The organism is Nocardioides sp. (assembly GCF_050699375.1).
In the GTDB taxonomy this organism is placed as follows: Bacteria; Actinomycetota; Actinomycetes; order Propionibacteriales; family Nocardioidaceae; genus Nocardioides.
In genome coordinates this window covers 1-21,351 of the sequence record NZ_JBOHDN010000150.1, presented here as the reverse complement: position 1 = coordinate 21,351, position 21,351 = coordinate 1, and the positions used below count along the sequence as shown (strand labels likewise).

The 21,351-nt window shown below is 67.9% G+C and carries 18 protein-coding genes and 2 tRNA genes; 8 read left to right on the top strand and 12 right to left on the bottom strand.

What is annotated here, in order from left to right:
• Positions 1–37: 37 nt before the first annotated feature.
• Complete coding sequence (locus tag ACRDPS_RS10925; protein WP_431501659.1) at positions 38–1,828, bottom strand: hypothetical protein; 1,791 nt, start codon at positions 1,826–1,828, stop codon at positions 38–40.
• A gap of 590 nt (positions 1,829–2,418) precedes the next feature.
• Here ACRDPS_RS10925 and ACRDPS_RS10920 point away from each other — a divergent pair.
• Positions 2,419–2,492, top strand: a tRNA-Arg gene (locus ACRDPS_RS10920).
• Between the two features lie 100 nt (positions 2,493–2,592).
• Here the strand turns inward: ACRDPS_RS10920 and ACRDPS_RS10915 are convergent.
• Together ACRDPS_RS10915 and ACRDPS_RS10910 are read right to left on the bottom strand one after the other, a co-directional pair.
• Positions 2,593–3,231, bottom strand: coding sequence for a hypothetical protein (locus ACRDPS_RS10915; RefSeq protein ID WP_431501658.1), 639 nt, complete (start codon positions 3,229–3,231; stop codon positions 2,593–2,595).
• A gap of 84 nt (positions 3,232–3,315) precedes the next feature.
• Entirely contained in the window at positions 3,316–3,945 is a 630-nt protein-coding gene (locus ACRDPS_RS10910) for a YczE/YyaS/YitT family protein (RefSeq protein WP_431501657.1), read from the bottom strand.
• Positions 3,946–4,007: 62 nt separating this feature from the next.
• Between ACRDPS_RS10910 and ACRDPS_RS10905 the strand changes: the two genes are divergently transcribed.
• On the top strand, positions 4,008–5,438 hold the full coding sequence (locus ACRDPS_RS10905) for a PLP-dependent aminotransferase family protein (RefSeq protein ID WP_431501656.1): 1,431 nt from the start codon (positions 4,008–4,010) through the stop codon (positions 5,436–5,438).
• A gap of 124 nt (positions 5,439–5,562) precedes the next feature.
• Positions 5,563–7,185, top strand: a complete 1,623-nt coding sequence (locus ACRDPS_RS10900) for a long-chain fatty acid--CoA ligase (protein ID WP_431501655.1) — start codon at positions 5,563–5,565, stop codon at positions 7,183–7,185.
• A gap of 18 nt (positions 7,186–7,203) precedes the next feature.
• Here the strand turns inward: ACRDPS_RS10900 and ACRDPS_RS10895 are convergent, their stop codons facing one another.
• From ACRDPS_RS10895 to ACRDPS_RS10885, 3 genes are all read right to left on the bottom strand, one after another.
• The gene (locus ACRDPS_RS10895; protein ID WP_431501654.1) at positions 7,204–9,978 is read right to left on the bottom strand and encodes a BTAD domain-containing putative transcriptional regulator; all 2,775 of its coding nucleotides are present in this window, start codon (positions 9,976–9,978) and stop codon (positions 7,204–7,206) included.
• 102 nt (positions 9,979–10,080) lie between these two features.
• Positions 10,081–10,665, bottom strand: a complete 585-nt coding sequence (locus tag ACRDPS_RS10890; RefSeq protein ID WP_431501653.1) for a hypothetical protein — start codon at positions 10,663–10,665, stop codon at positions 10,081–10,083.
• 241 nt (positions 10,666–10,906) lie between these two features.
• A complete protein-coding gene (locus ACRDPS_RS10885; RefSeq protein ID WP_431501652.1) occupies positions 10,907–11,287 on the bottom strand; it encodes an MmcQ/YjbR family DNA-binding protein in 381 nt (126 codons plus the stop codon).
• Positions 11,288–11,356: 69 nt separating this feature from the next.
• On the opposite strand from ACRDPS_RS10885, the gene ACRDPS_RS10880 reads away from it, so the two are divergent.
• A complete protein-coding gene (locus ACRDPS_RS10880) occupies positions 11,357–12,934 on the top strand; it encodes a phytoene desaturase family protein (RefSeq protein WP_431501651.1) in 1,578 nt (525 codons plus the stop codon).
• A gap of 211 nt (positions 12,935–13,145) precedes the next feature.
• Positions 13,146–13,218, top strand: a tRNA-Lys gene (locus tag ACRDPS_RS10875).
• Positions 13,219–13,417: 199 nt separating this feature from the next.
• Here ACRDPS_RS10875 and ACRDPS_RS10870 read toward each other — a convergent pair.
• Together ACRDPS_RS10870 and ACRDPS_RS10865 are read right to left on the bottom strand one after the other, a co-directional pair.
• Positions 13,418–14,275 carry a cytochrome c biogenesis CcdA family protein gene (locus ACRDPS_RS10870; RefSeq protein WP_431501650.1) on the bottom strand — a complete coding sequence of 286 codons (858 nt, stop codon included), beginning with the start codon at positions 14,273–14,275 and terminating at the stop codon, positions 13,418–13,420.
• Between the two features lie 8 nt (positions 14,276–14,283).
• A complete protein-coding gene (locus tag ACRDPS_RS10865; protein WP_431501649.1) occupies positions 14,284–14,835 on the bottom strand; it encodes a DsbA family protein in 552 nt (183 codons plus the stop codon).
• 306 nt (positions 14,836–15,141) lie between these two features.
• Between ACRDPS_RS10865 and ACRDPS_RS10860 the strand changes: the two genes are divergently transcribed.
• Genes ACRDPS_RS10860 through ACRDPS_RS10850 form a run of 3 tightly spaced genes read left to right on the top strand, consistent with a single transcriptional unit; the run spans position 15,142 to position 17,056 of the window.
• Positions 15,142–15,693 carry a hypothetical protein gene (locus tag ACRDPS_RS10860; RefSeq protein WP_431501648.1) on the top strand — a complete coding sequence of 184 codons (552 nt, stop codon included), beginning with the start codon at positions 15,142–15,144 and terminating at the stop codon, positions 15,691–15,693.
• Complete coding sequence (locus ACRDPS_RS10855; RefSeq protein WP_431501647.1) at positions 15,690–16,079, top strand: BlaI/MecI/CopY family transcriptional regulator; 390 nt, start codon at positions 15,690–15,692, stop codon at positions 16,077–16,079. Before ACRDPS_RS10860 ends, ACRDPS_RS10855 begins: the two co-directional genes overlap by 4 nt.
• Entirely contained in the window at positions 16,076–17,056 is a 981-nt protein-coding gene (locus ACRDPS_RS10850; protein ID WP_431501646.1) for a M56 family metallopeptidase, read from the top strand. Before ACRDPS_RS10855 ends, ACRDPS_RS10850 begins: the two co-directional genes overlap by 4 nt.
• 535 nt (positions 17,057–17,591) lie before the next feature.
• Here the strand turns inward: ACRDPS_RS10850 and ACRDPS_RS10845 are convergent.
• The 4 genes from ACRDPS_RS10845 to ACRDPS_RS10830 form a co-directional block, all read right to left on the bottom strand.
• Positions 17,592–17,819: a hypothetical protein gene (locus ACRDPS_RS10845; RefSeq protein WP_431501645.1), complete on the bottom strand. Its 228-nt coding sequence runs from the start codon at positions 17,817–17,819 to the stop codon at positions 17,592–17,594.
• On the bottom strand, positions 17,816–18,070 hold the full coding sequence (locus ACRDPS_RS10840) for a hypothetical protein (protein ID WP_431501644.1): 255 nt from the start codon (positions 18,068–18,070) through the stop codon (positions 17,816–17,818). The genes ACRDPS_RS10845 and ACRDPS_RS10840 overlap by 4 nt, the downstream gene beginning before the upstream one ends.
• 875 nt (positions 18,071–18,945) lie before the next feature.
• Positions 18,946–19,476 (bottom strand): hypothetical protein, encoded by a 531-nt coding sequence (locus ACRDPS_RS10835; protein WP_431501643.1) that lies wholly within the window; start codon positions 19,474–19,476, stop codon positions 18,946–18,948.
• A 23-nt stretch (positions 19,477–19,499) separates the two neighbouring features.
• Positions 19,500–21,212, bottom strand: coding sequence for an RHS repeat-associated core domain-containing protein (locus ACRDPS_RS10830; protein WP_431501660.1), 1,713 nt, complete (start codon positions 21,210–21,212; stop codon positions 19,500–19,502).
• Between the last annotated feature and the right edge of the window lie 139 nt (positions 21,213–21,351).

The following is a 21,351-nucleotide window of genomic DNA, read 5'->3' as shown; positions in this document are numbered from 1 at the left end:
GGCTCTGCCCGCGCGATCTCTTGGCAGGATCAGTAGGTCAGAGCTTCCGCCACTCGACGGAGTCGAGACCGTGCTCCTCGGCGATCGGCCCCCAGGCCTTGGCTGCGGCCTTCTTCGGGTCGTGGCTGGCCAGGCTGAGCGTGGTCGCCTTCTCGAGCTTGCCCTTGCCGCCGACGCACTCGCCGGCGTCGTTGACCTTGCGCTTCTCACCCCAGGCAGCGAACGCCAGGTCTGCGTTGTGGGAGGTCATCCACGCGGACTCGAGGTTCTTGACGACCTTCTGCGACCCCGGGAGGACGGCGGTGTCGACCTTGGCGACCTTGGTCGCGAGACTCTCGCGGGAGGCTGCCGCGTCCTCGAAGGTCTTGATCGCCTCGTCGATGTTCTCGCAGGCCTCGAGGTCGGCCTGAGCGGCACCGATCGCCGCCTTGTCCTTGGCAGAGGTCTGGATCAGCGCATCGATCTTCTTGGCCTGGGCCGCAGCACCGCCGGCGGCGGTCGTACCGGCGCCCTGACCGGCGCCCGTCTGCGCCTTGGCGTCGTCGTTGTTGTTGAGCAGGCCGATGACGAACGCGATGATCGCGACCACGACGGCGAGCACCAGAGCGATGAGGCCCCAGCGCTTGAGGTCGATGCCGGCGATCGTCTTGCCCTGGCCGTCGCCGCGACGCGGTGGCTCGTAGTGGGCGTCGTAGCCGTGCCCGTACGGGTCGTAGCCCTGGGGTGCCATCGGAGGCGGCGCCGGGGTGTTGGGCCCGGCTCCAGGCCCGTTCCCGGCTCCGACCGGCGGCTGACCCACCAGCGTGGCGTCGGTGTAGACGTTCTGGCCGTACGGGTCGCCGTACGGCTGGCCGAACTGATCCTGGGACCCGTCCTGCGGCTGGCCGTAAGGCTGGTCGTACGACTGCTGGTCATAGGACTGCTGGCCGTAGGGCTGGTCGTACGGCCGCCCCTGAGGCTGTTCCTGAGGCTGGGACCACCGAGACTGGTCCGGCTCCATCTGCGGCGCCAGCGGGGCGTAGGCAGCCTCGCCGTACGCCGCGCCCTGCTGCTGGTCCTGCTGGCCGCGGTCGTAGGGGTTGGCCGACCTCGCGTCGGAAGGCGCTGCCCCGAACTGCTGCTGCGGCGGCGCGTACTGCTCGAACTCGTTTCGCGGCTGGGTGCCCGCGGAGGGCTCCTCGCGCTGGTCGAACCGCGGGCTCATCGCCACTTGGGTCTCGTCCGGGCGAGGCGGCGCCGGGTGGCGTCGCTCGACCGGAGGCATCGCCTCGTGGGTCGACTCGGCGGGCGGGCCGTCCAGCAGCGGGGCCGGCTCGGCGAAGGCCTGGTGCTCCCTGCTCGGGTCGTACGCCGCGGCCGGACGCTGCGGCATCGGCTGCTCGGGCATCTGCGGCTCGGCCTGCGGACGGTCCGGCAGCGGGGGCATGGGTTCGGGCATCTGCCGCTCGACCTGCGGACGCTCCGGCATCTGGCGCTCGACCTGCGGACGGTCCGGCATCGGACGCTCGGGCGACGGACGCTCCGGCAACGGCGGCGCGGGCATCGGCTCGGGTGCGGGCGGCTCAGCGGCGCGCTCGTAAGCGGGCGGCAGTGTCGGCAGGCCGGGAGGCGGCTCCTGGGCGGCAGGAGTCTCCGGGGCCTGCTCCGGCTCGGCGCTGGGCTCGTCCTTCCGCTTCGGCATGAAGAGCGACTGCGACTGCGAAGCGAGCTCAGGCTCGAACTTCGGCGTACGCGCCGCCAGCCCGAACAGGCCGCCACCGTCGGAGCCGGCCGGCGGCGGGGCCATGCCGCCGCCGAATGCCGGCTGCTCACCGCTCGGCGGATTCATGCTCAGCTGCGGAGCCATAGAGGCGCCGGGCGTACGCCTGATCTGCTCGAGCGGAGGCTGGTCGGGTTCCGCGTCCGTGTCGGGCGCGGAGGGAGCGGCATGGTTGCCACGCGTGAATTCGGCCGCCTCGGTAGGCGGCTGCTCGGCCGGCTCCGGCGTCGCGGCTCCCCGCGGACGCCTCGGCAGCGACAGACCACCCTGCTCAGGATCGGCACCTCTCTGCGGCAGTCGCGGCGGTGCAACCGGCTCCGGTGCACCCTGCGACGGCGGCTGATGAGCGCTTCTGACGGGGGTCCCACAACCTGTGCAGAAGCGCATACCGGTGACGGCTGCACCGCACGAGGTGCACATGGACTCCATAGTCATGTCCGGGGACCTTACCGATGATCCGGCCCAGTCTCGAACCCTCGTAGTCCGCCAGACGGACACCCAGAGCGACAGTGCAGGGACAGTGTGCCCAAATACCCCCCACACCTCGGTAACACTCTCGCTAGCGATTCGGAATCCGATGCACACGAGGGATACGGCCACCGGTAAGATCGGGCGCGGCCTGCGCAAACCCCCTCTCCGAGGGGGCCCGGACGGGCCATGCCTCCGTAGCTCAGCTGGATAGAGCATCGGCCTTCTAATCCGACGGTCACAGGTTCGAATCCTGTCGGGGGCGCAACAACATTTTGTATGGGTTAAATCATGCGCGCTGCGCGTGTTTCCTCAACGAGGAGATCCGCGTACGCGTCGAGGGGCCCGTTCCGCGCCGCTTGCGGTCACCCGCTCCTTGGGCTCTGACGCCATTCGCGGAACTCGTCCCGGTCCTTGAAGACCTGCCAGAAGACAGCGGCTACCGCTGCGAACCCGCCCAGGCCGCCACCGATCCCCGCGAAGGCACCGAACCACGAGCTGCCAGAACCGGCCACCTCCGCATCAGAGTCTTGGGGCTCTGCTGATGGCAGCTCGGTCGGGGAAGCCGAGGGGTCCTGAGACACGGGCTCCTGCTTGACCAGGCACTGCTGGGTCGGCAGCCCGACAGCAGGTCGACAGATCCACCCCGCCGGCCGCTTCGCGGCGCGGTCGATCTGCGCAACCAGATACCGATCCCCAGTCTTCGGGTCCGTGAAGTAGCCGTCCTTGAACGCCGATTCCAGGTCCATGTCCGGAGGCAGCTCGGGTCCCTCGCTCTGGGTCGGCCCCGGATCCGGCGGCCGCCTGCCCTCGTTGTCGGCGTCGACCGTGCAGGAGAACAGGATCAACAGCAACGCCACGATCAGGATCCCGACGATCGCGCCGCCGATCACCCTGTCTCGGATCTCGTTCTGCCGCCCGGCCCTTCCCTCGGCTCGCTTATACCTTCGGAAGCGCAGCCAGTCCCGAACCAGACCAGCATCCTTCGGTGCATCGCCCGCCATGTTCCGAAGGTAGGGCAACGAGCCGGTCCTTGAAAGGACATTCTTTACTGACTCAGGGCCCGCGCGACCCGGACCGGATCGCCGTCAGGCAGGCTCGCATTCGATGTCCGTAGCCGGCGGCGGCCCCGCGTACAAGGTCCGGAAGTACGGCAGCGTGCGGTGGACCATCGGGCCGATGAGCAGCGCTTCGGCGACCGTGCCGAGGCCGACGAGGCCACCGAGGAGCCAGCCGGCCGCGAGCACGGTGATCTCGACGCCCGCGCGGCAGACCCAGACCGGGGCACCGGTGCGCTCGTGCAGGCCGGTCATCAGGCCGTCGCGCGGACCGGGGCCGAGGCCCGGCGCGATGTAGATCCCGGTCGCGCCGGCCAGCAGGAGAAGGCCGGCGACGAAGAGCGCAACCTGCGCCATCAGCTCGGTCGGCTGCGGGATCAGACGCAGCCCGATCTCCGCCGAGGTGCCGACGAGCAGGACGTTCAGCACGGTGCCGACGCCGGGCCTCTGCCGCAGCGGGATCCAGACGAGGAGCACCACCAGGCCGATCAGGTTGGTCATCAACCCGAACGAGATCCCGGTGAGCTCCACCATGCCGGAGGCGAGGGTGTTCCACGGGGCCAGCCCGAGGGAGGCGCGCACGAGCATGGCGACCGCGATGCCGTACAGAAACAGTCCAGTTATCAACCAGGAGAGCGACTTGACGGAGAGATCCTTCACAGTAAAGATCCAATCACGGGTCCAATCAGAGGTAAAGGAGCCAATCGAGGTAAGGTGGACCCATGCCTCGCGGAAGAATCGGTGCCACCGCGCTCGCTGGCCTGCTCGGCCAGTGGCACGGCGAGGGCCCGGCGTACGAGAACCTGGCCGAACGGATCCAGCTGCTGCTGATCGACGGGCGCCTCTCGGCCGACGTACGCCTCCCCTCCGAGCGCGAGCTCTCCGAGCGGTTGATGCTGAGCCGGACCACGATCACCGCCGCCTACCGACGCCTGCGGGAGCACGGCTACGCGCTGAGCGTCCAGGGTTCGGGTACGACGACAAAGCTCCCGCCCACGGCCCCCGACTCGTTCACCGAGGGCGGTGAGATCGACCTGGTCCGGGCCACGTTGCCGGCCACGCGACGCCTCCCTGAGGCCGCCCAGGAGGCGACCCGGCGGCTGGGCGAGCACATGGCCGGCCCCGGCTACACGCTCTGGGGCATCGAGGAGCTGCGGGTGGCGATCGCGGCGCGCTACACCGCTCGCGGCCTCCCCACCGACCCCGACCAGATCATGGTGACGACCGGCGGCCAGAGCGCGATCGCGCTCCTCGCCCGCACGGTGATCAGCCGCGGTGACCGGGCCTACGCCGAGAGCCCGTCCTACCCCAATGCGTACGACGCGCTGAGTCTCGCGGGCGCACGGATCATCACCAGCCCGGTCACCACCGACGCCGGCTGGGACATGCCCGCGATGGAGGCGGCCATCGCCCGGACCACCCCGGTGATGTCGTACGTCATGCCCGACTTCCACAACCCGACCTCTCGCTCGATGCCGACCGAGCAACGGCTCCGTCTGCTGCACGCGGCAGCGAAGGTCGACACGCTCGTGGTGGTCGACGACACCACCGCCGAGCTGGACATCGACCGCCACCACACCTACCCGCCGCTCGCCGCGATGGCCGACGAGCACGGGGCGCGGGTCGTCCACATCGGCTCGGCGAGCAAGATGCTGTGGGGCGGTCTGCGGGTCGGCTGGATCCGGGCCGACCCGATCTTGTTGACCCAGATCGCCAGTGGTCGATCGGCGACCGATCTCGGCACCCCGATCTGGGAGCAGCTGGTCACCACCGCCCTGTTCCAGCATCTCCCCGAGATCCTCGAGGAGCGCTCCGGGCAGCTCGCCGCCGGGCGCGCCGCGCTCTACCACGCGATGCGCGAGCATCTTCCCGACTGGGAGCTGCCCCCGCGGCTCGACGGCGGGCTCTCCGCGTGGGTCGGTCTGCCCGCGCCCGTCAGCTCTCAGCTCACCCTCGCGGCCAGGCCACACGGGCTGCTGGTCACCGCCGGGCCGCGGTTCGGAGTCGACGGGGCCTACGAGCGCCATCTTCGGCTGGCGATCACTCCCCGCCCGGAGCTCGTCCGTCGCGGCGTCGAGATCCTCGCCGAGGTCTGGCCGCGCGCCGCCTCCACACCCGCGCTGGCACTCGCAACCTCCGACGCGGTCGTCTGAGCGGCTGGTCCCGGTGGTCCAGCTTGCCGAGACCCCCTCAGAGGTCTCGACAAGCTCGACCACCGGGTGGGAAGTTCGCGCGAACTCGTTGTGACCCGTGCCACATTCGGTAACGATGTGCAGCATGCGAGGACTGATCCAGGACGCACCGCTGACCATCGACACGATCATCCGGCGCGCCGAGCGCGTCTTCCCCACCCGGGAGATCGTGACCAAGACCGCCACCGGTCTGGAGCGCAACACGTTCAAGGACCTGGCCGTGGAGGTGCGCAAGCAGGCCAGTGTGCTCGACAAGCTCGGCATCTCCGCGGACGGCCGGGTGGTGAGCTTCGCGTGGAACACGCTGCGCCATCTGGCGCTCTACTACTCGGTCCCCTGCACCGGGCGGGTGCTGCACACCGGCAACATCCGCTACTTCCCCGAGCAGCTGGTCTACACGTTCAACCACGCCGAGGACGAGGCCGTCTTCGTGGACCGCTCGCTGCTCGGCCTGCTGGCTCCGCTGCTCCCCCAGCTGACCACGCTCAAGCACGTGATCGTGATGGACGACGGGGCGCCCACCCCGCTCCCCGATGACCCGCGGGTCGTCTCCTACGAGGAGCTGATGGCCGATGCCGAGGAGGCCGTGATCGACGGCCGCGTCACTGACGAGCGCGTCGCTGCCGGCATCTGCTACACCTCCGGCACGACCGGCAACCCGAAGGGCGTCGTCTACAGCCACCGCTCGCAATACCTGCACGCGCTCGCCTCGCTTGCCGGAAGCCTCTTCGGCACCAACGACAGCGACCGGGTGCTGCCCGTGGTGCCGTTCTTCCACGCCAACGGCTGGGGGTTCGCCCACTCCTCGCTGCTGGCCGGCGCAAACCTGATCCTGCCCGGACCGGACCTCTCGCCCACCGGGCTTCTCGACCTGATGCAGGCGGAGAAGGTGACGATCGCCGCAGGCGTACCCACGATCTGGATGGCCATGGTGCCCCTCCTCGAGGACGCCGACCTCAGCGCCCTGAGGGTCGTCGTCTGCGGAGGGTCCGCGGTGCCGAAGTCCCTCTCCGAGGCATGGCGCGAGGCGATCGGCCTGCCGATCACGCAGGCCTGGGGCATGACCGAGATGTCGCCGCTGGGCTCCGTCTTCTCCCCGCGCGCAGAGCTCGCCGACCTGCCGGAGGAGGAGCTCGCCGACTACCGAACCTCGCCGGGCATCCCCGCCGTCGGTGTCGAGCTGCGCATCGTCGAGCCCGGCACGACCGACGAGCTGCCCTGGGACGGCGAGACCACCGGCGAGCTCGAGGCTCGCGGCCCGTGGATCGCGTCGGCCTACTACAAGGTGGAGTCCGACAGCTTCTCTCCCGACGGCTGGCTGCGCACCGGTGACATCGCGGCGATCGACCCCCTGGGCTACGTACGCATCGTCGACCGCACCAAGGACCTGGTGAAGTCCGGTGGCGAGTGGATCTCGACCGTCGCGATCGAGAACCTGATCATGGGCCACCCCTCGGTCGCCGAGGCCGCGGTCGTCGCGGTGGCGCACCCCAAGTGGGGCGAGCGGCCGCTGGCGTTCGCGGTGGTCAAGGACGGCGAGTCGATCACCAAGGAGGAGCTGCTCACCTACCTCGCAGAGAGCCTGGGCAAGTGGCAGGTTCCTGACGACGTCATCTTCATCGACGAGGTGCCCAAGACCTCCGTCGGCAAGTTCTCCAAGAAGACCCTGCGCGAGGAGTACGCCGACTACAAGCTGCCCACGGCCTGAGCCGGGCTCAGCCTGACCTCAGCCCAGCTGCGCGAGGATCGAGTCGGCCTCGGCCCTCGCGCAGCGGGCGTCCTCGTTCTTGCCCAGGACGACCCGGGCCTCGGCCAGATGGCCGAGCGCGTCGGCCAAGCCGGGCAGGTCGCCGGCGGCCCGCAGCTTGGTCACTGCCTCCTCGAAGTGGCCGGCGGCCTCGTCGATGCCGCCGAGCTGCTGGTGGATCCAGCCGATGGTGGCGATGACGTTGCCCTCGCTGCGATAGCCGGGCGCGACCCGGCGCAGCTCCGCCAACGCCTCCTCGCAGTGACGAAGTCCCGCGTGATGGGCACCGTCGAGGGCCTCGTAGAGACCCAGCCGACCGGTGGTCCAGGCCGCACGGATGGGGTCTCCCGCACGGGCGAAGACGTCCGCCGCGCGGGCAGCGTACGCAGCGGCCCCGGCGTGGTCGCCCGATGCCGTGGCCACTGATGCGAGCCGGTGCAGGCTCTTGCCCTCGGCCATCGGGTCCTCGGAGTCGGTGGCCAGATCGAGCGCCCGACGCAGGTGGCCGCGGGCATCCTCGAACCGCCCCAACCGACCACAGGCTGCCCCGGCAGCGCGGTGCACGACCCCGAGACCGGTCGGGTCACCGCCCTCGTCGACCCGGCGTCGCACCCCCGGGAGTGCCGCCTCGGCCAGCGCGGCCAGCTCGATCCAGCGGCCCTGGAGGTCGAGCAGCCGCTCGAGGGCGCCGACGAGCAGGACGATCCGGTCCGAGGCGATGCCCCTGCCGACGGCGGCTTCGATCACTCGCGACATCACCGGCAGCTGGGTGGCGATCCAGGCCAGCGCCTCGCCGCCGTCGCCGACGATCTCCGTGGTGACGCCGTCGCGCACCGGCTCCAGTGCGTCGAGGTGGCTCTGGTGCGGGTCGTAGGCGCTGTGCACGGCCCGAGCACTGAAGACGTAGTGGTCGATCATCCGCAGCTCGGCCGCCTCGCGGACCTCCTCGGGCTCGTCCAGGGCGAGGTCGGCGGCGTACTCCCGGAGCAGGTCGTGCAGCACGAACCGGCCCGGCGAGCACTCGGTCAGCAGGTTGGCGTCGGTCAGCTCGTCGAGCAGGCGCCGCGCTCGCGCTCGGGAGGTCCCGGCCAGGCTGGCCACGGCCAGGACGGTGAGCGTCGGGCCCGGATGGAGGCCGATCAGCCGGAAGAGCCGGGCAGCCGACTCGTTGAGATGCTGGACCGACCACGAGAACGTCGCCCGGAGGTTGCCGCGGCCCGCGCCGAAACCGTCGAGGCGGGACTCGTCGAGCTCTGCGGCCAGGTCCGCGAGGGCGTACGCAGGCCGGATCGCCGCCCTGGCGGCCACGACCGACAGCGTGAGCGGCAGCGAGGCGCACAGCTCGATGATCCGGTCCACCGCGTCGGGCTCGGCCCGCAGGCGGTCCTCGCCGAGGCGGCCGGCCAGCAACGCGTAGGCCTCGTCGTCGCTGAGCAGGCCGAGCTCCATCGGCCTCGCACCGGCCTCCGCGACCAGCCCGGAGAGCCTGTTTCGGCTGGTCACCAGGGTTGCGCACCCGGGACTGCCGGGGAGCAGGCTGCTGACCTGCTCGCTGTCGCGAGCGTTGTCGAGCACGAGCAGCACCCGCTTGCCCGCCAGCTTGCTGCGGAGCAGCCCGGCCCGGCCGTCGATGTCCTGGGGCTGGCGGGATCGCTCCACCCCGAAGGCCTCGAGCACCACCCCGAGCGCGTCCAGGGGATCGAGCGCGTCGCCCGGGTCGAAGCCACGAAGATTCACGAACACCTGCCCGTCGGGGAACAGGTGTGCCGTCCGGTGCGCCCAGTAGAGCGCCAGCGTGGTCTTGCCGATCCCCGCCGTGCCCGCGATCGCCGAGATCACCACGGACCTGGCGTCACGCTGGTCCATTCGCTGGTCCATTCGCTGGTCCATCCGTCGGGCCAGCAGCTCGTCCAGCATCGCCAGGTGCTCCTCGCGACCGGCGAAGGCGCCGACGACCGGGGGCAGCTGGCGGGGCACCACCGGCTCACGCGCCGCCACCAGCTCGGGATCCTCACCGTCCAGGATGCTCAGCTGCAGGTCACGTACGTCCTTCGACGGCTCCACCCCGAGCTCGTCGTTCAGCAGCCGGAAGAGCCGTTGGTACGCCTCCAGGGCCTCGGCCGTCCGGCCCGAGTGCCACAGTGCGGTCATCAACAGCAGCCACAGGCCCTCACGGAGCGGGTGGGCCTCCACGATCGGTGCCAGATCACCGACCACGGCGGCCTGACGGCCGAGCGCCAGGTCGGCGCGCGCCCGGGACTCGACCGCGCCCAGGCGCAGCTCCTCGAGCCGGGCGGCCTCGGTCGCGATCACGTGGGACTCGCCGACGCCGGAGTACGCGTTGCCGCTCCAGAGCCTCAGTGCCGCGTCGAACAGCATGCTGGCCCGCTCGTGCTCGCCTGCCTCCGCGGACGTACGTCCCTGCTCGACCAGGTCCTCGAAGCGGACCTCGTCGACGTCGGCACCGACCAGGGCGTAGCCGTTCGCCCGGCGCTGCAGGCGGTGGCGGTCCTCCCCGAGCGCGCGGCGCAGGTCGCGGACACGCTGGTGCAGCAGGTTCACCCCCGTCGCCGGGGGCGAGCCTCGCCACAGCTCCTCGACCAGCAGGTCGGAGGACACAGGTGCTCCGCGGGCGGCGGCCAGGAGGGCGAGCAGCGTCCGCCGCGTACGCGACAGTCGCTGCACCGCGCCGTCGTCGCCAACCAGCTCGACGGCGCCAAGGACCCGGACCCGCACCACACCTCCTGTTGACACGCAGCATCTTTGCCCGAGACGTCCCATCGTCTCATCACTACACCGATGGTGACGCCTGATGCTGCCAGAAGGTTGCTTGAAGGTTGGTTAAAAGGTTTCGGGCTAAGGGACCCGCCACAGAGCGGTCTCGCCGCCCTTGTCGATCCGGAACCCGACCTGCTTGATGTTCACCCCGACCGGGACGACGAACGGCACCAGCGCCGTCCGCTGATCCCTGGGCTGCAGACCGAACGGGTTCGGGAAGACCTCGCCCCCGTCGACCGTCACCGTGCTGGGCTGGCTCTTGTACGTCTTGCCCTTGGCATCGACGACGGTCACACCCGAGGCCGGGGTGTCGTTGAAGACCCGCGACCCGGCGTTGACGACCTGGATCTCGACGGCCATCACCCGCGACCCCGGTGGGGTCACGGTGCCGTCGGTGAACGACGTCTCGAATACGTCCTGGACGATCACCCTCAGCAAGATTCCGGGCGCATCCCCCTTGATGGTGCCCTCACCGGTGAGCCCGAGCTCTTGATTCTGCTTGATCCGCTCGGTGCTGTCGACGGTGATCACCTTCTCCTCCATCGCGGGGTTCTCACCGTGCTTGTTGGTGTAGAACCCCGAGTCGATGGAACTGTCAGAACCGCAACCGACCCCGGCCGCCGCAACGGCTCCCCCGAGGATCAGCATGGCCATTCGACGCACACGCACTCCTTATATGAAATTGTTCCCGATAAGTTGGAACCTGTTGCACTAGATTTACCATGGCAACATGCCGGAGTCACAGCGACGAGCCTAGGGTCTAAGGTCCCGTCCGGGTGATGACTCGTCCGGTCTACCGCCTGAGAACGAGGTGGTAGGCAGCGACCGGAATCACCGGTACGGCGAGAAACCAGGGCGTGACCAGCGAAAGCTTGTTGATCTGCTCGACGTGCGCGAGCGGGCCCTACTTCGCGTCCGCGCCAGGACGGTCGACCAGGGCGGCCAGCTTCGCGGGTGCCTGGAGGCAGTAGGAGTCGGTCAGGAGCTCGGCGACCTCGTCCCAGTCGGTGCCCTCGTCGAGGATCATCCCGACCACGTTGCCGCCCCAGCCCGCCTTGAAGTAGGGATGACCGAGGTGCTCGAAGGCCACCACCTCGGCGGGCTCGGCGCGGAAGACGATCCGGAAGAGCTGGTCCTCGCCACCGAAGACGTGCGCGACCGTAGCCTGGCCGACCCGCCAGCGCAGCCCGATCCAGGCATCGTCCTCGAGACACTTCGGGAAGGCGGCGAGGACCCCACGCAGCCGCTCCACCATCGCCTCGGGAACCTCAGGACGCTCGGCCATGCCCCAGATCCTGCCAGGGACCACCGACAACCCCGATACGCGCTCATGCCGGTCTGGCACGATGCGCTCATGGCGCAGAAGACGTACGACGTAGTAGTTGCCGGCGGCGGCCACAACGGCCTCACCGCCGCGGCCTACCTGAGCAGGGCAGGCCTCTCCGTCCTGGTGCTCGAGCGGCTAGACCACGTCGGCGGCGCGGCCATCTCGGCCCAGGCGTTCGCGGGCTTCCCGACCCGGCTCTCGCGCTACTCCTACCTGGTCTCCCTGGTGCCCGAGCAGATCCGCACCGACCTCGGGCTCGACATCGAGCTCGGGTCGCGGCAGACCGCGTCGTACTCTCCCTTCCTCAACGGCTCGAAGGCCACCGGCCTCCTCGTGGAGACTCCCGAGGGCGAGGCCACCGCGGCGAGCTTCCGTGCGGCGACGGGCGGCGATGAGGAGTACGCCGCGTGGCAGTCGTTCTACGACGAGGTCGCCGACCTCGCCCAGGTCGTCGCGCCCACCCTCACCGACCCGCTGCCCATCGGCAGCACGCTCCGGTCCCAGGTCGATCCGACCGTCTGGCGTGACGTCGTCGAGCGCCCCTTGGGCGAGGCGATCGAGCGCCGCTTCGGCAACGACCTCGTCCGCGGCGTGGTCGCCACCGACGCCCTGATCGGCACCTTCGCCGGCCTCAACGAGCCGAGCCTGATCCAGAACCGCTGCTTCCTCTACCACCTGATCGGCAACGGCACCGGCGAGTGGCGGGTCCCGGTCGGCGGCATGGGCGCGGTCACCGGTGCGATCACCAAGGCGGCGTACGCCGGCGGGGCCGAGGTCCTCACCGGCGCGACAGTCACCTCGATCCGTGGCGGAGCGGTCGGCGAGGGCGCCGAGGTCACCTGGTCCGACGCCGACGGCTCCCACACCGTTGCGGCCGACCATGTGCTCTCCGGCCTGGCTCCGTACGTCCTCGACGGCCTCCTCGGCCGGACGCCCGAGCCCGCGACCAAGCCGGTCGGCGCCCAGCTCAAGATCAACATGCTCCTCGAGCGCCTCCCCCGCCTGCGCTCCGGGGAGGACCCGCGGGTCGCGTTCGCCGGCACCCTCCACCTCGGTGAGACCTACTCGCAGCTCGAGAAGGCGTACGCCGAAGCGGCCGCCGGCTCGGTGCCGACCGAGATGCCGGGCGAGGTCTACTGCCACTCGCTGACCGACCCCTCGATCCTCGGCGACGTGCCCGCCGGCACCCAGACGCTGACCTACTTCGGCCTGCACGCGCCGGCGACGCTCTTCGAGGACCCGGCCACCCGCGAGGAGCGCAAGGCGCAGGCGGTCGAGCGGGCGGTCGCCTCTCTCGACCAGCACCTGCTCGACCCGATCGCCTCCGTCGTCGCCCGCGACCCCGAGGGCAAGCCGTGTATCGAGGCCAAGATCCCGCAGGAGATCGAAGCCGACCTCGCCATGCCCGGCGGCCACATCTTCCACGGCGACCTGGCCTGGCCCTGGGCTCCCGACGACGCCGACCTGAGCACCCCCGCCACCCGCTGGGGCGTAGCCACCGACATCGGCACCGTGCTCCTGTGCGGCTCCGGCGCCCGCCGCGGCGGCGCCGTCTCCGGGCTCGGTGGACACAACGCCGCCCAGGCCGTTCTCGAGCTCCGCTGACCCACCTCCCACCCACTTCCCCACTCCAACGGACATTTCCCTACTCGTACGTACGTTCCCCACCCTCCGGAACGTGGGGGAGATCCCCGCACGTGGGGAAGTGCCCGCACAAGTGAGGAACCGTGGGCGTGGCCGCCACCGATTTGGGGCACATCCTCGCCCGCTGCTAATGTTCCTCTCGTCGCCGAGCGCGCCAGATGCACGGCGACATGCGCCATTAGCTCAATTGGTAGAGCAGCTGACTCTTAATCAGCGGGTTGTAGGTTCAAGTCCTACATGGCGTACATCGAAACCGGCCCTCACCTGCACGTTCAGGTGAGGGCCGGTTCTTTGCTGTCTGATCCGGGCACACAATTGGGCACTCGAAGCCCCGGTCGCAAGGTTGACGTCACACCAGCGGAGCGCGAGTGCCGCGCCGATCCGGACACCGGTTGCGAACATGAGCCGGAGCAGGTCGGACAGATCCTCCCGTTGCTCCGAGTTCTACGCCATGGGCCGTGACTGAGACGCGGATTGAGACTCCGGGACGGCCCTGGCCGAGCGCCTCCTGCTGGCGTGGACCAGGAGCCAACCCGTGCCCCCGGCGGCCAGCACGACGCCGAGGACGAGAACGTCGGGGACTTGCCGCGTTCGATGCAACACCGCACCTTCGAGCACGGCCTGATCCGACGCGCCCAGGACACCGCTCAGCTCGGTGGTGCCGGCTGTGACCAGCAGCAGGATCCCGATGGCGATGGTGAGCACGCCGCCGATGATCCCGGTCAACGTGTTGCGCCACCGGCCGATCACGATCTCGCGGGGACGTACGAGATGTTTCACAAATGGGAACCGCGCCCACACCAGGGCGAGGACCAGCAAGGGCAGGGCCATGCCCGCGGCGAAGACGAGCGTGACTAGCCCACCACTGAGCGCATGACCCGAGACCGCGGCGACGGTCAGCACAGCGCCCAGGAGCGGACCGGCGCAGATCCCGGCCAGCCCGTAGACGGTGCCCAGCGCGTACACCGCAGTTGCGGAGGTGCCCTCAGCGACCGTGCCGCGGGAGAGGAAGGGCAGGGGGATATTCACGAGCATGATCGCGCCGAGAACGATCACGATGATCGAGGCGATGGTGACCAGCATGAAGCGATGTTCGCTCACGAACGCCCCGAGCGTTCCGGCCAGCACACCGAGCGGGACCAGGCTGGTGGCCAACCCGAGGTAGAACACCCCGGTACGCGTGAGCAGCTCTGCTGGGCTGGCGAAGGCGTAGGAGAAGAACGCCGGCAGCAGCATTGCCGAGCACGGGCTCAGCAGAGTCAGTACGCCGCCGAGGAACGCTCCGAGGAGACCGATGTCCACGCTGGGGTTCACTCCCCCGCGGCCAGGGCCTCGTCGAGGAGCTCCCGGAAGGTCTCGGTCGGCTGCGCGCCGGACAGGGCAGTGTCCCCGGTGACGAAGAACGGCACAGCCGTGACCCCGAGCTGCTGGGCGGACTGCGTGCTCGCCTGCACCTCCGCACGGAGCTTGGGATCCTCGAGGTCAGCAGTGAACTTCTCGATGTCGGTCACCCCTGCCTCCTCGGCGAAGTCGATGAGCTCGTTGCGGGGCAGGTCGGGGTGTCCGCGCTCGGGAGCCGCGTCGTAGACGGCCGTCACGAACTCCACGAACCTGTCCTGTCGTGCCGCCGCCCGTGCCGCGACGGCGGCATCCTCGGACTCCTCACCGAAGTACGCGACGTCGTGGAACTCGATGCGTACCTTGCCGGCATCGACGTACTCCTCCATCAACGTCGGCATGGTCTCGCGGCTGACCACCGCGCAGAACGGACAGCGCAGGTCGATCCACTCGCTCAGCACCACCGGGGCATCCACGTCGCCGATCGCCATCGGATCGTCGGCGTCGCGCCGAACGAAGTCCATCTCTTCGGGTCCGCCTGGCTGTTGGTCCGTGGCAGATGACTCAGCCGCCCCTCCCGTGGCCGAGGTCGACGACTTGCCCGAGAAGAGCTCAGCCGCAACCACGATGGCGAGGAACACGACGGCCACGCCCAGAAGCACTTTCCACCGCCGGGAGCGGGACCTCGCCGCGGACCGGTCCGCTGGATTCGTGGGAGTGGATTTCGTTTCAGCGTTCAACGTGCGTCCTCGGGTCGACGTGCCGGGGCAGATCTACTATGGACCATAGTAGACTATGCAACGTAGTCGATCGTCGGGCATGCTGGAGCCATGAGGTCATTCCAGCTAGCCGTGTCGTCGTCGCGTCTGGCTCTTGAGCAGGCGGCAGACGGCCTGCGCACCTGGACGGCTCGACAGGTGCTGACATCTGCCGCCGTCGCCCTCGGATTCGGTTTGCTGCTGGGCGTCGCGACGGTGTTGATCCCCAACCCGATCTTCAGCCGCGAGATCCCGCCGGTGTGGTGGAACTACCCGGTCTGGGTGGCCACTTCGGTGTTCTCCGGGATGCTCGTGGCCACCTACCTGGTCGGCCCTGACGTCACAGGCACCGGTCCTGACACCGTGGACGACCGCATGGAACGGCGAAGCGGACGCTTCGGCATCGCCGGAAGCGTGCTGGCGTGGTTCGCGGTCGGATGCCCGGTCTGCAACAAGCTTGCGCTGCTGGCTCTGGGATACTCCGGAGCGATCAACTGGTTCGCGCCCGCGCAGCCGTTCCTGGCGTTTGGCGCGCTGATCCTGACCGGCACGGCGCTCGTGTGGCGCCTCCGCGGGCAAACCGTCTGCCCCGTACCGAGCCGAGCCAAGGAGCTGGCCCAATGAACATACACACCTCCACGCCCGGTGAGCCGCCTCGACTCGGGCCGCTGGAGACGCAGGTGATGGACGTGTTGTGGGATCACGGACCGTCCACGATCAGAGGCATCATCGACGACCTGCCCAACGATCCCGCCTACACCACCATTGCCACGGTGCTGACTCACCTACAGCGCAAGGGCCTGGTCAGCTCTCGCAAGGAGAGGCACTCGACCCAGTACGCCGCGCGGATCGGGCGTGAGGAGCAGGTGGCGTCCGTGATGAACCACGCGCTCGGCACCAGCCGCGACCGCGCCGCGTCGATACTGCACTTCGTGGAAGCCATCCCCGACAGCGATCTGGAGCTGCTTCGCGAGTACCTGCGCCGCCGCGATGACGGACAACGATCGTGACCCCCTCCGTCCAAGCCGCGGCGCTGATCCTCGCGCTGGTAGTAGCCGCATCGGCCGGCCCGTGGATGCTGCGGCATGCCGCACCAGCATTGATGCGTACGCCGCGGCTGGCCGTCGGGCTGCTGCTCGGAAGCATCGTCGCGTGGATCCTGGCGCTGCTCGCCGTCGGCCCGATGCTCGCCTGGATCGTGACCGGTCCCGCCGTCCTGTCCGGTGGCTCGGCGCAGGTCTGTCAACGATGCCTGGCTGCGGCCAGTCCGTCCACGGCACCTCTGTTCGAGACCATCGTCCCGATCGTGGCGCTCCTCGCGCTGCCGGCAGTGGTTGCGGCGTTTCTTGCGAGCTCGACCATGGCGGAGGCCCTGCGTCGGCGCCGCGCCACCCTCCGTACCGCCCGACGACTCCGGGCACGCAGCACTTTCCGGGTCCTGTACGGCCACCACGTGCTGGTCACCGATGACCCGCATCCGTTCGCGTTGACCCTCCCGCGACGGCACGGCGGCATCGTGATCTCCACCGGCGCACTCGACCTGCTCGCCGACGACGAGACCGCTGCGGTCCTCGCCCACGAGCACGCCCACCTCCACCAGCGGCACCACCTCATCACCGCGGTGGTGACCAGCCTGACCCGTCGGCTGCGCTGGGTGCCACTGCTCGCCGCAGCAGCAGACGCCCTCGGACACTATCTAGAGATCGCCGCCGACGATGCGGCACGACACCGGCTCGGCACCCCCGCCCTCGCCAGCGCATTGCTCACCCTCGCGCAGGACAGCCATCCTGCCCACCAACAGGAAGCGCTCGACGGCGCCCTGCACGCCCACGGCCCAGACCGAGTCCGCCACCTGACCCAGCCTCGCTCCGGCACAGCCGGCGTCATCTACACCACCGCCACAGCCGCGTGCCTGATTGCTCTGGCGTTCCTGAGCTTCACCGTCCACGTGCCCTATGCCCTCGCAGCACTCACCGGATGTGTCTGACGCAGACGTCAGCGACGTCGGATGCAAGAGGGGTGTCGTCTTCGAATGGGCAGATCGCCGCACGAGAAGCACCTTCGATTCCAACAATCACGACAGGTCCGTCAGAACCCGTGACGCTGGGAGTGAGATGGGACGACGAATAAGGTCCTAGGTCGTCTGGGACGTGTAGTCGGTCGTCTCAGTCGACTTCGTCTTGGACGGGTCGCGGACGTCGATCAGGTTGCCGACGGCGTCGTAGTCGTACTCGATCCCGTCACCGTTCGCGTTCTCTACACCTTCATCTGCGAAGAGCCCTCATCAGCCACAGCCACCACACGTAGGCCTAGCCAAGGAATCCGTCCGGTCGATCTCGTGCCAGTCGTCGTGCCGATCCAGAATCGCGGACCGTTCTTCGGGCAGTAGCCCGCGGAGTGGGGCCCGCCCGGTGCCACGTCCTCGAGCGCCTCACGACTGCATCGTGGATGATCGCTGCGTCGGTTGCGATCACCTGGCGGCACGCCTGAGACGAGCGAGAAAGCCGGCGACGGGGTCGCCTTCACAACTCAATCGGTTTGTAAGAGAGAGCAGCATCGACGATCTCTTCCGTCGTCGGCTCGTGATCGAACCAGTCGTCCCAATAAAAGATGAGGTCCGATGCCTGAGGATGCAGAACGTTGCGCTCGAAAACCTCCAGGTCGCGACTATCATCTTCCTCGCTCTGCCCAACCCCACCTTTCCTGAGGCGTTCGACCAGGCGGATGAGCTCGGGTCCATCCATCGTCACCTTGTCCCTCCTCCGAAGTGGTATGACCCATCGAGGATATACCGGTGGAACAGCGGGGTTACTACCACAAGGTTGTTGAGATCGAACTCCGCTCCGCCACGCGACCTTGGCGTGATGTGATGCAATTCATAATTCTTGCGCCCGCCAAACTGTTGCGTCCTCTTGACGAAAGGAGCCTTGCCCTCGCGCATCCGATCTTGATTGTCCGGACTGAACTGCGATGCCAAGTTCGGGTCGTCAGCGGTCGCCATCTAAACGCCTCTCGAAAGTCCCCGTTACCCCGCGGACTGCGGATCTGTACGCAACGAGCCAGGCCCGGAATATTGGACAGGTCCCTGGTCTCGAATCTAGCCACCACAAACCTCGACTCAAGTACGCCGAAACCTAGTCGCTGATCTGCAAAACCTTTTGCGGGGCCTAACGAGCGGTTCGGGCCTTTCCGGCGGGAGCCCGGACGCGGGTTTCAGCGGCCGCGGGCGACGGATGCGTTCCTGCGGCCAGGACCGTCACGAGCCGACCAACAACGCGACTTTGAAGGTCAGGAGCCGATAGCCGGCTCTCCGACGGGCTACTGGTATCTCACACTCCAAGGACTCGAGAGACCGGCTGGAGAGTCGCGGGACGCCCCCTGAAGTTCACGTCCGTGTCGGCGCCGTCCCCGTGGTTCAGGGTGTACTTCGCATCCGTCGCCGCGCCCCGGTCCCGGTCATCTCATAGAGGACGTTGGTGTCGGCGTCGGTGACCACGGAGCGGAGCCGACCGTCGTCGGACTTGGCCTTGAGTTTCCCGTCAGGGTCGCGGGCCCAGGTCGCCGTTGGTGTCGTCGTCAGTCACCACCGAGTGAGAACCGACCGGAACACCATCGTCCGACTTCGCCTTCAACTTCCCGTCTGGGTAGTACGCCCAGGTCATCGTCCGCGACGCAGAACCATCCGCCGACGTCAGCGTGCGAGCGGTCTGCGCACCGAGGTCGTCGTACTCGTAGCGAGTCTTGATCCCCCACGCATCCGTCGAGGACTTGATCCAACCATTGGCGTAGAAGTCGACCGTCGACCCGTTGCGGACGATCTGGCCATTCGAGGCCGGACGGAGGTCTTGAATAGGTCGTCTTGCGATGGAGCGGGGCCTACCAGTGATCTCGCTTATGCACCTTGTACGTCACCGGAACCTGCCATCCCAGCTCGCTCGCGATCTGATCTCCGGCGTAGTTGGGGATCGAGTCCTGGATCATGCCCACGACGAAGTCCGTGAACGACAAGTCATATGCAGTCCACTCCAGGAATCCTCGGTCGAAGACGATGATCGGCATCGAGTCGTCCGCCAAGTCCCAACAATACTGGTTGGCGTCATCCGATACCGCCCAGCACAGAAGCCTCGGCTCGGCGTCAGCGAGCCGCCCTGCCTTGGGAAAGTTCCCACTCTTCCATGCTAGTTGTGCCCCTTGCGTCGCAATTGCCATCGCGAATTCCCCATCGTCGCCGAGATCGGCGGTCGGAGCCTTGATCGACATGTAGTCGCCGAGATTTCCTGGCCCCACTGCATGCATGAAGTCGATGTAGTCTGCCGGGGGCGTGCGCCCCCAGCCTTCGGCGATCGCATCCCAGTCAAAGGTCCGCGGCCGAGCATCGATCACTCGGATCAACGATGCGATATCCATGTCACTGTCCTTCTCCCCCGGCGTCAACTGAGGGGCACCGGTTGCCCGTTGTCAAATTGGATACCGAGGTTGACGCCGTTGATCTCATTCTCCACCACTTTGTTCTCAAACATCGTCGTCCTGCTGCCGTCCGGGGCGATGGACCACGCAGAGAGCTTGAACGCGTACGGCAAGACACGGTCGCCGAAGTACTGCGGGATAACCTTGTAGAAGACGTCCGTGTCGTCATCGACCTCTGCCCTGACCTGTTGTTCGAACGGCGCCATGCCCCCGTTCTGTGCCCCGAGCGTGCTATGGAAGTTGGCTGGGCGCGAGCACGTCGCGAGGTTGCTCTTGTCCTTGCCCGATCCACCTAGCGACTTGGCGATTAGGTGACACGAGTTGATCGCGTCAGAGGATTCCACGTCGAAGACTTCCTCCACAAACGCTGCTGCCCACGCGTACCCTGGGATGTCCTTCGTCGCTCGGGATCCCTTTGGCATATCGCTCGTGACGCAGGCGCCGGCGCCAGTGGCGCGTCCACCGACACCTGTGGGCAGGGTCGATACCCAGCCCTTACCATCGTCGCGACAACTGTTGGCGTTGAGGCTCAGGATCGTGTCCAGCTCTCCGAGGAGGTACTTCAAAGCTTGAACCGGATTGACAACGGCGACGCCCCCGGTGACTTCCATCGGGACGGGCTCACCTAGCGGCTTTTCACCGCCGTAGGCACCGGCACCGCTGGCCCAGACCGTCTCGTCGCTGAAGTCTTCGAAGCCCTTCCCCTCTTCATGCCACGGACGCGGCTCGTGCCCATCAACCTCGACCATGCTGATCGGGTTCCCAGCACCGAATGCGTACCGGTTCGACGTGAACGGGTCGGTCCCGAGGCCCATGTCTGCCAGGGCGCCGTTGTACATGTCGCGGGTGGTGAAGGTGTTCAGGCCGGGGTTGTAGTCACGGGAGCCCATGTCGTAGGTGCCTGAACCGGCGTCCCAGCTTTTGCCGTTGAACCGGTAGGCGTTGAACGACTCATCCGCTGGACCCTCAGGGTTGCCCGCTTCGGGTTTGTCGATGCCGGTGAACTCGGACTCGTCGTTATCCCCGTAGGCGGTGTAGCCGTAGGTCGCGACGGTCTTGCCAGCGTCATCGGTGACGGTCTCGACATCGGTGTGTGCGTTGTAGCCGTAGTAGCCCGTCTCTCCGGCCTCGACACCAGCCTCCGTGTCAGCCTTGTGCGAGACCTGAGAGAGGCGCTGCCCCCATGGGGAGTACTGGTACGACTTCGTCAGTTCGCCAGCGACGTCCTCACCCAGTACCTCTTGAGAGAGTCCGAGGTAGGTGTAGTCGGTCGTCTTCTCGTTCGTCCCGGAGATGGTCTTGGATGCGGTCCGGTCCAGAGGGTCGTAGGTGAAGGTCGTGGCTTCGAGGACGCCGGCCTCGTTCGCCTGTTCGGCGACCTTGATGTGGTCAAACCCGTCGTAGGTGGTCCGGGAGATGGTCTTCTCGCCGCCTACGACGCTGGTCTGGCGACCGAAGGGGTCGTACCGGTAAGAAGCGGTCTGACCATCGATCGCGCTTGAAAGGAGCCGGTTCCGGTCGTAGTTGAACGATGTCGAGGTGCCTCCCACGGACTGCTGGATCACGTTCGCGTTCGCGTCGTGAACATAGGTTTCCGTCGAGGCGCTGTGTCCGGTCTTGGTCTTCTTCGAGAGCCGGTCGACCGGGTCATAGACATAGGCCGTGGTCGAGTCCAGGGTCATCGGTGTGTGCTGAGCCAAGATGCTCGATCACCACGTCGCGACGGTTCTGCTTGCGGGCGATCTGGACAGCCGTCGCACCCGACGCCGTCTTCACCTTTCGCACGAACACCACGCCCAAAACGTAGCCGCTTAG

What these genes read in the sequence shown, in the direction of transcription:
- ACRDPS_RS10925 (WP_431501659.1), bottom strand. Translation starts at nt 1,828, where the DNA reads ATGAATCCGCCGAGCGGTGAGCAGCCGGCATTCGGCGGCGGCATGGCC.
- ACRDPS_RS10915 (WP_431501658.1), bottom strand. Translation starts at nt 3,231, where the DNA reads ATGGCGGGCGATGCACCGAAGGATGCTGGTCTGGTTCGGGACTGGCTG.
- ACRDPS_RS10905 (WP_431501656.1), top strand. Translation starts at nt 4,008, where the DNA reads ATGCCTCGCGGAAGAATCGGTGCCACCGCGCTCGCTGGCCTGCTCGGC.
- ACRDPS_RS10900 (WP_431501655.1), top strand. Translation starts at nt 5,563, where the DNA reads ATGCGAGGACTGATCCAGGACGCACCGCTGACCATCGACACGATCATC.
- ACRDPS_RS10885 (WP_431501652.1), bottom strand. Translation starts at nt 11,287, where the DNA reads ATGGCCGAGCGTCCTGAGGTTCCCGAGGCGATGGTGGAGCGGCTGCGT.
- ACRDPS_RS10880 (WP_431501651.1), top strand. Translation starts at nt 11,357, where the DNA reads ATGGCGCAGAAGACGTACGACGTAGTAGTTGCCGGCGGCGGCCACAAC.
- ACRDPS_RS10865 (WP_431501649.1), bottom strand. Translation starts at nt 14,835, where the DNA reads ATGGACTTCGTTCGGCGCGACGCCGACGATCCGATGGCGATCGGCGAC.
- ACRDPS_RS10860 (WP_431501648.1), top strand. Translation starts at nt 15,142, where the DNA reads ATGAGGTCATTCCAGCTAGCCGTGTCGTCGTCGCGTCTGGCTCTTGAG.
- ACRDPS_RS10855 (WP_431501647.1), top strand. Translation starts at nt 15,690, where the DNA reads ATGAACATACACACCTCCACGCCCGGTGAGCCGCCTCGACTCGGGCCG.
- ACRDPS_RS10840 (WP_431501644.1), bottom strand. Translation starts at nt 18,070, where the DNA reads ATGGCGACCGCTGACGACCCGAACTTGGCATCGCAGTTCAGTCCGGAC.
- ACRDPS_RS10835 (WP_431501643.1), bottom strand. Translation starts at nt 19,476, where the DNA reads ATGGATATCGCATCGTTGATCCGAGTGATCGATGCTCGGCCGCGGACC.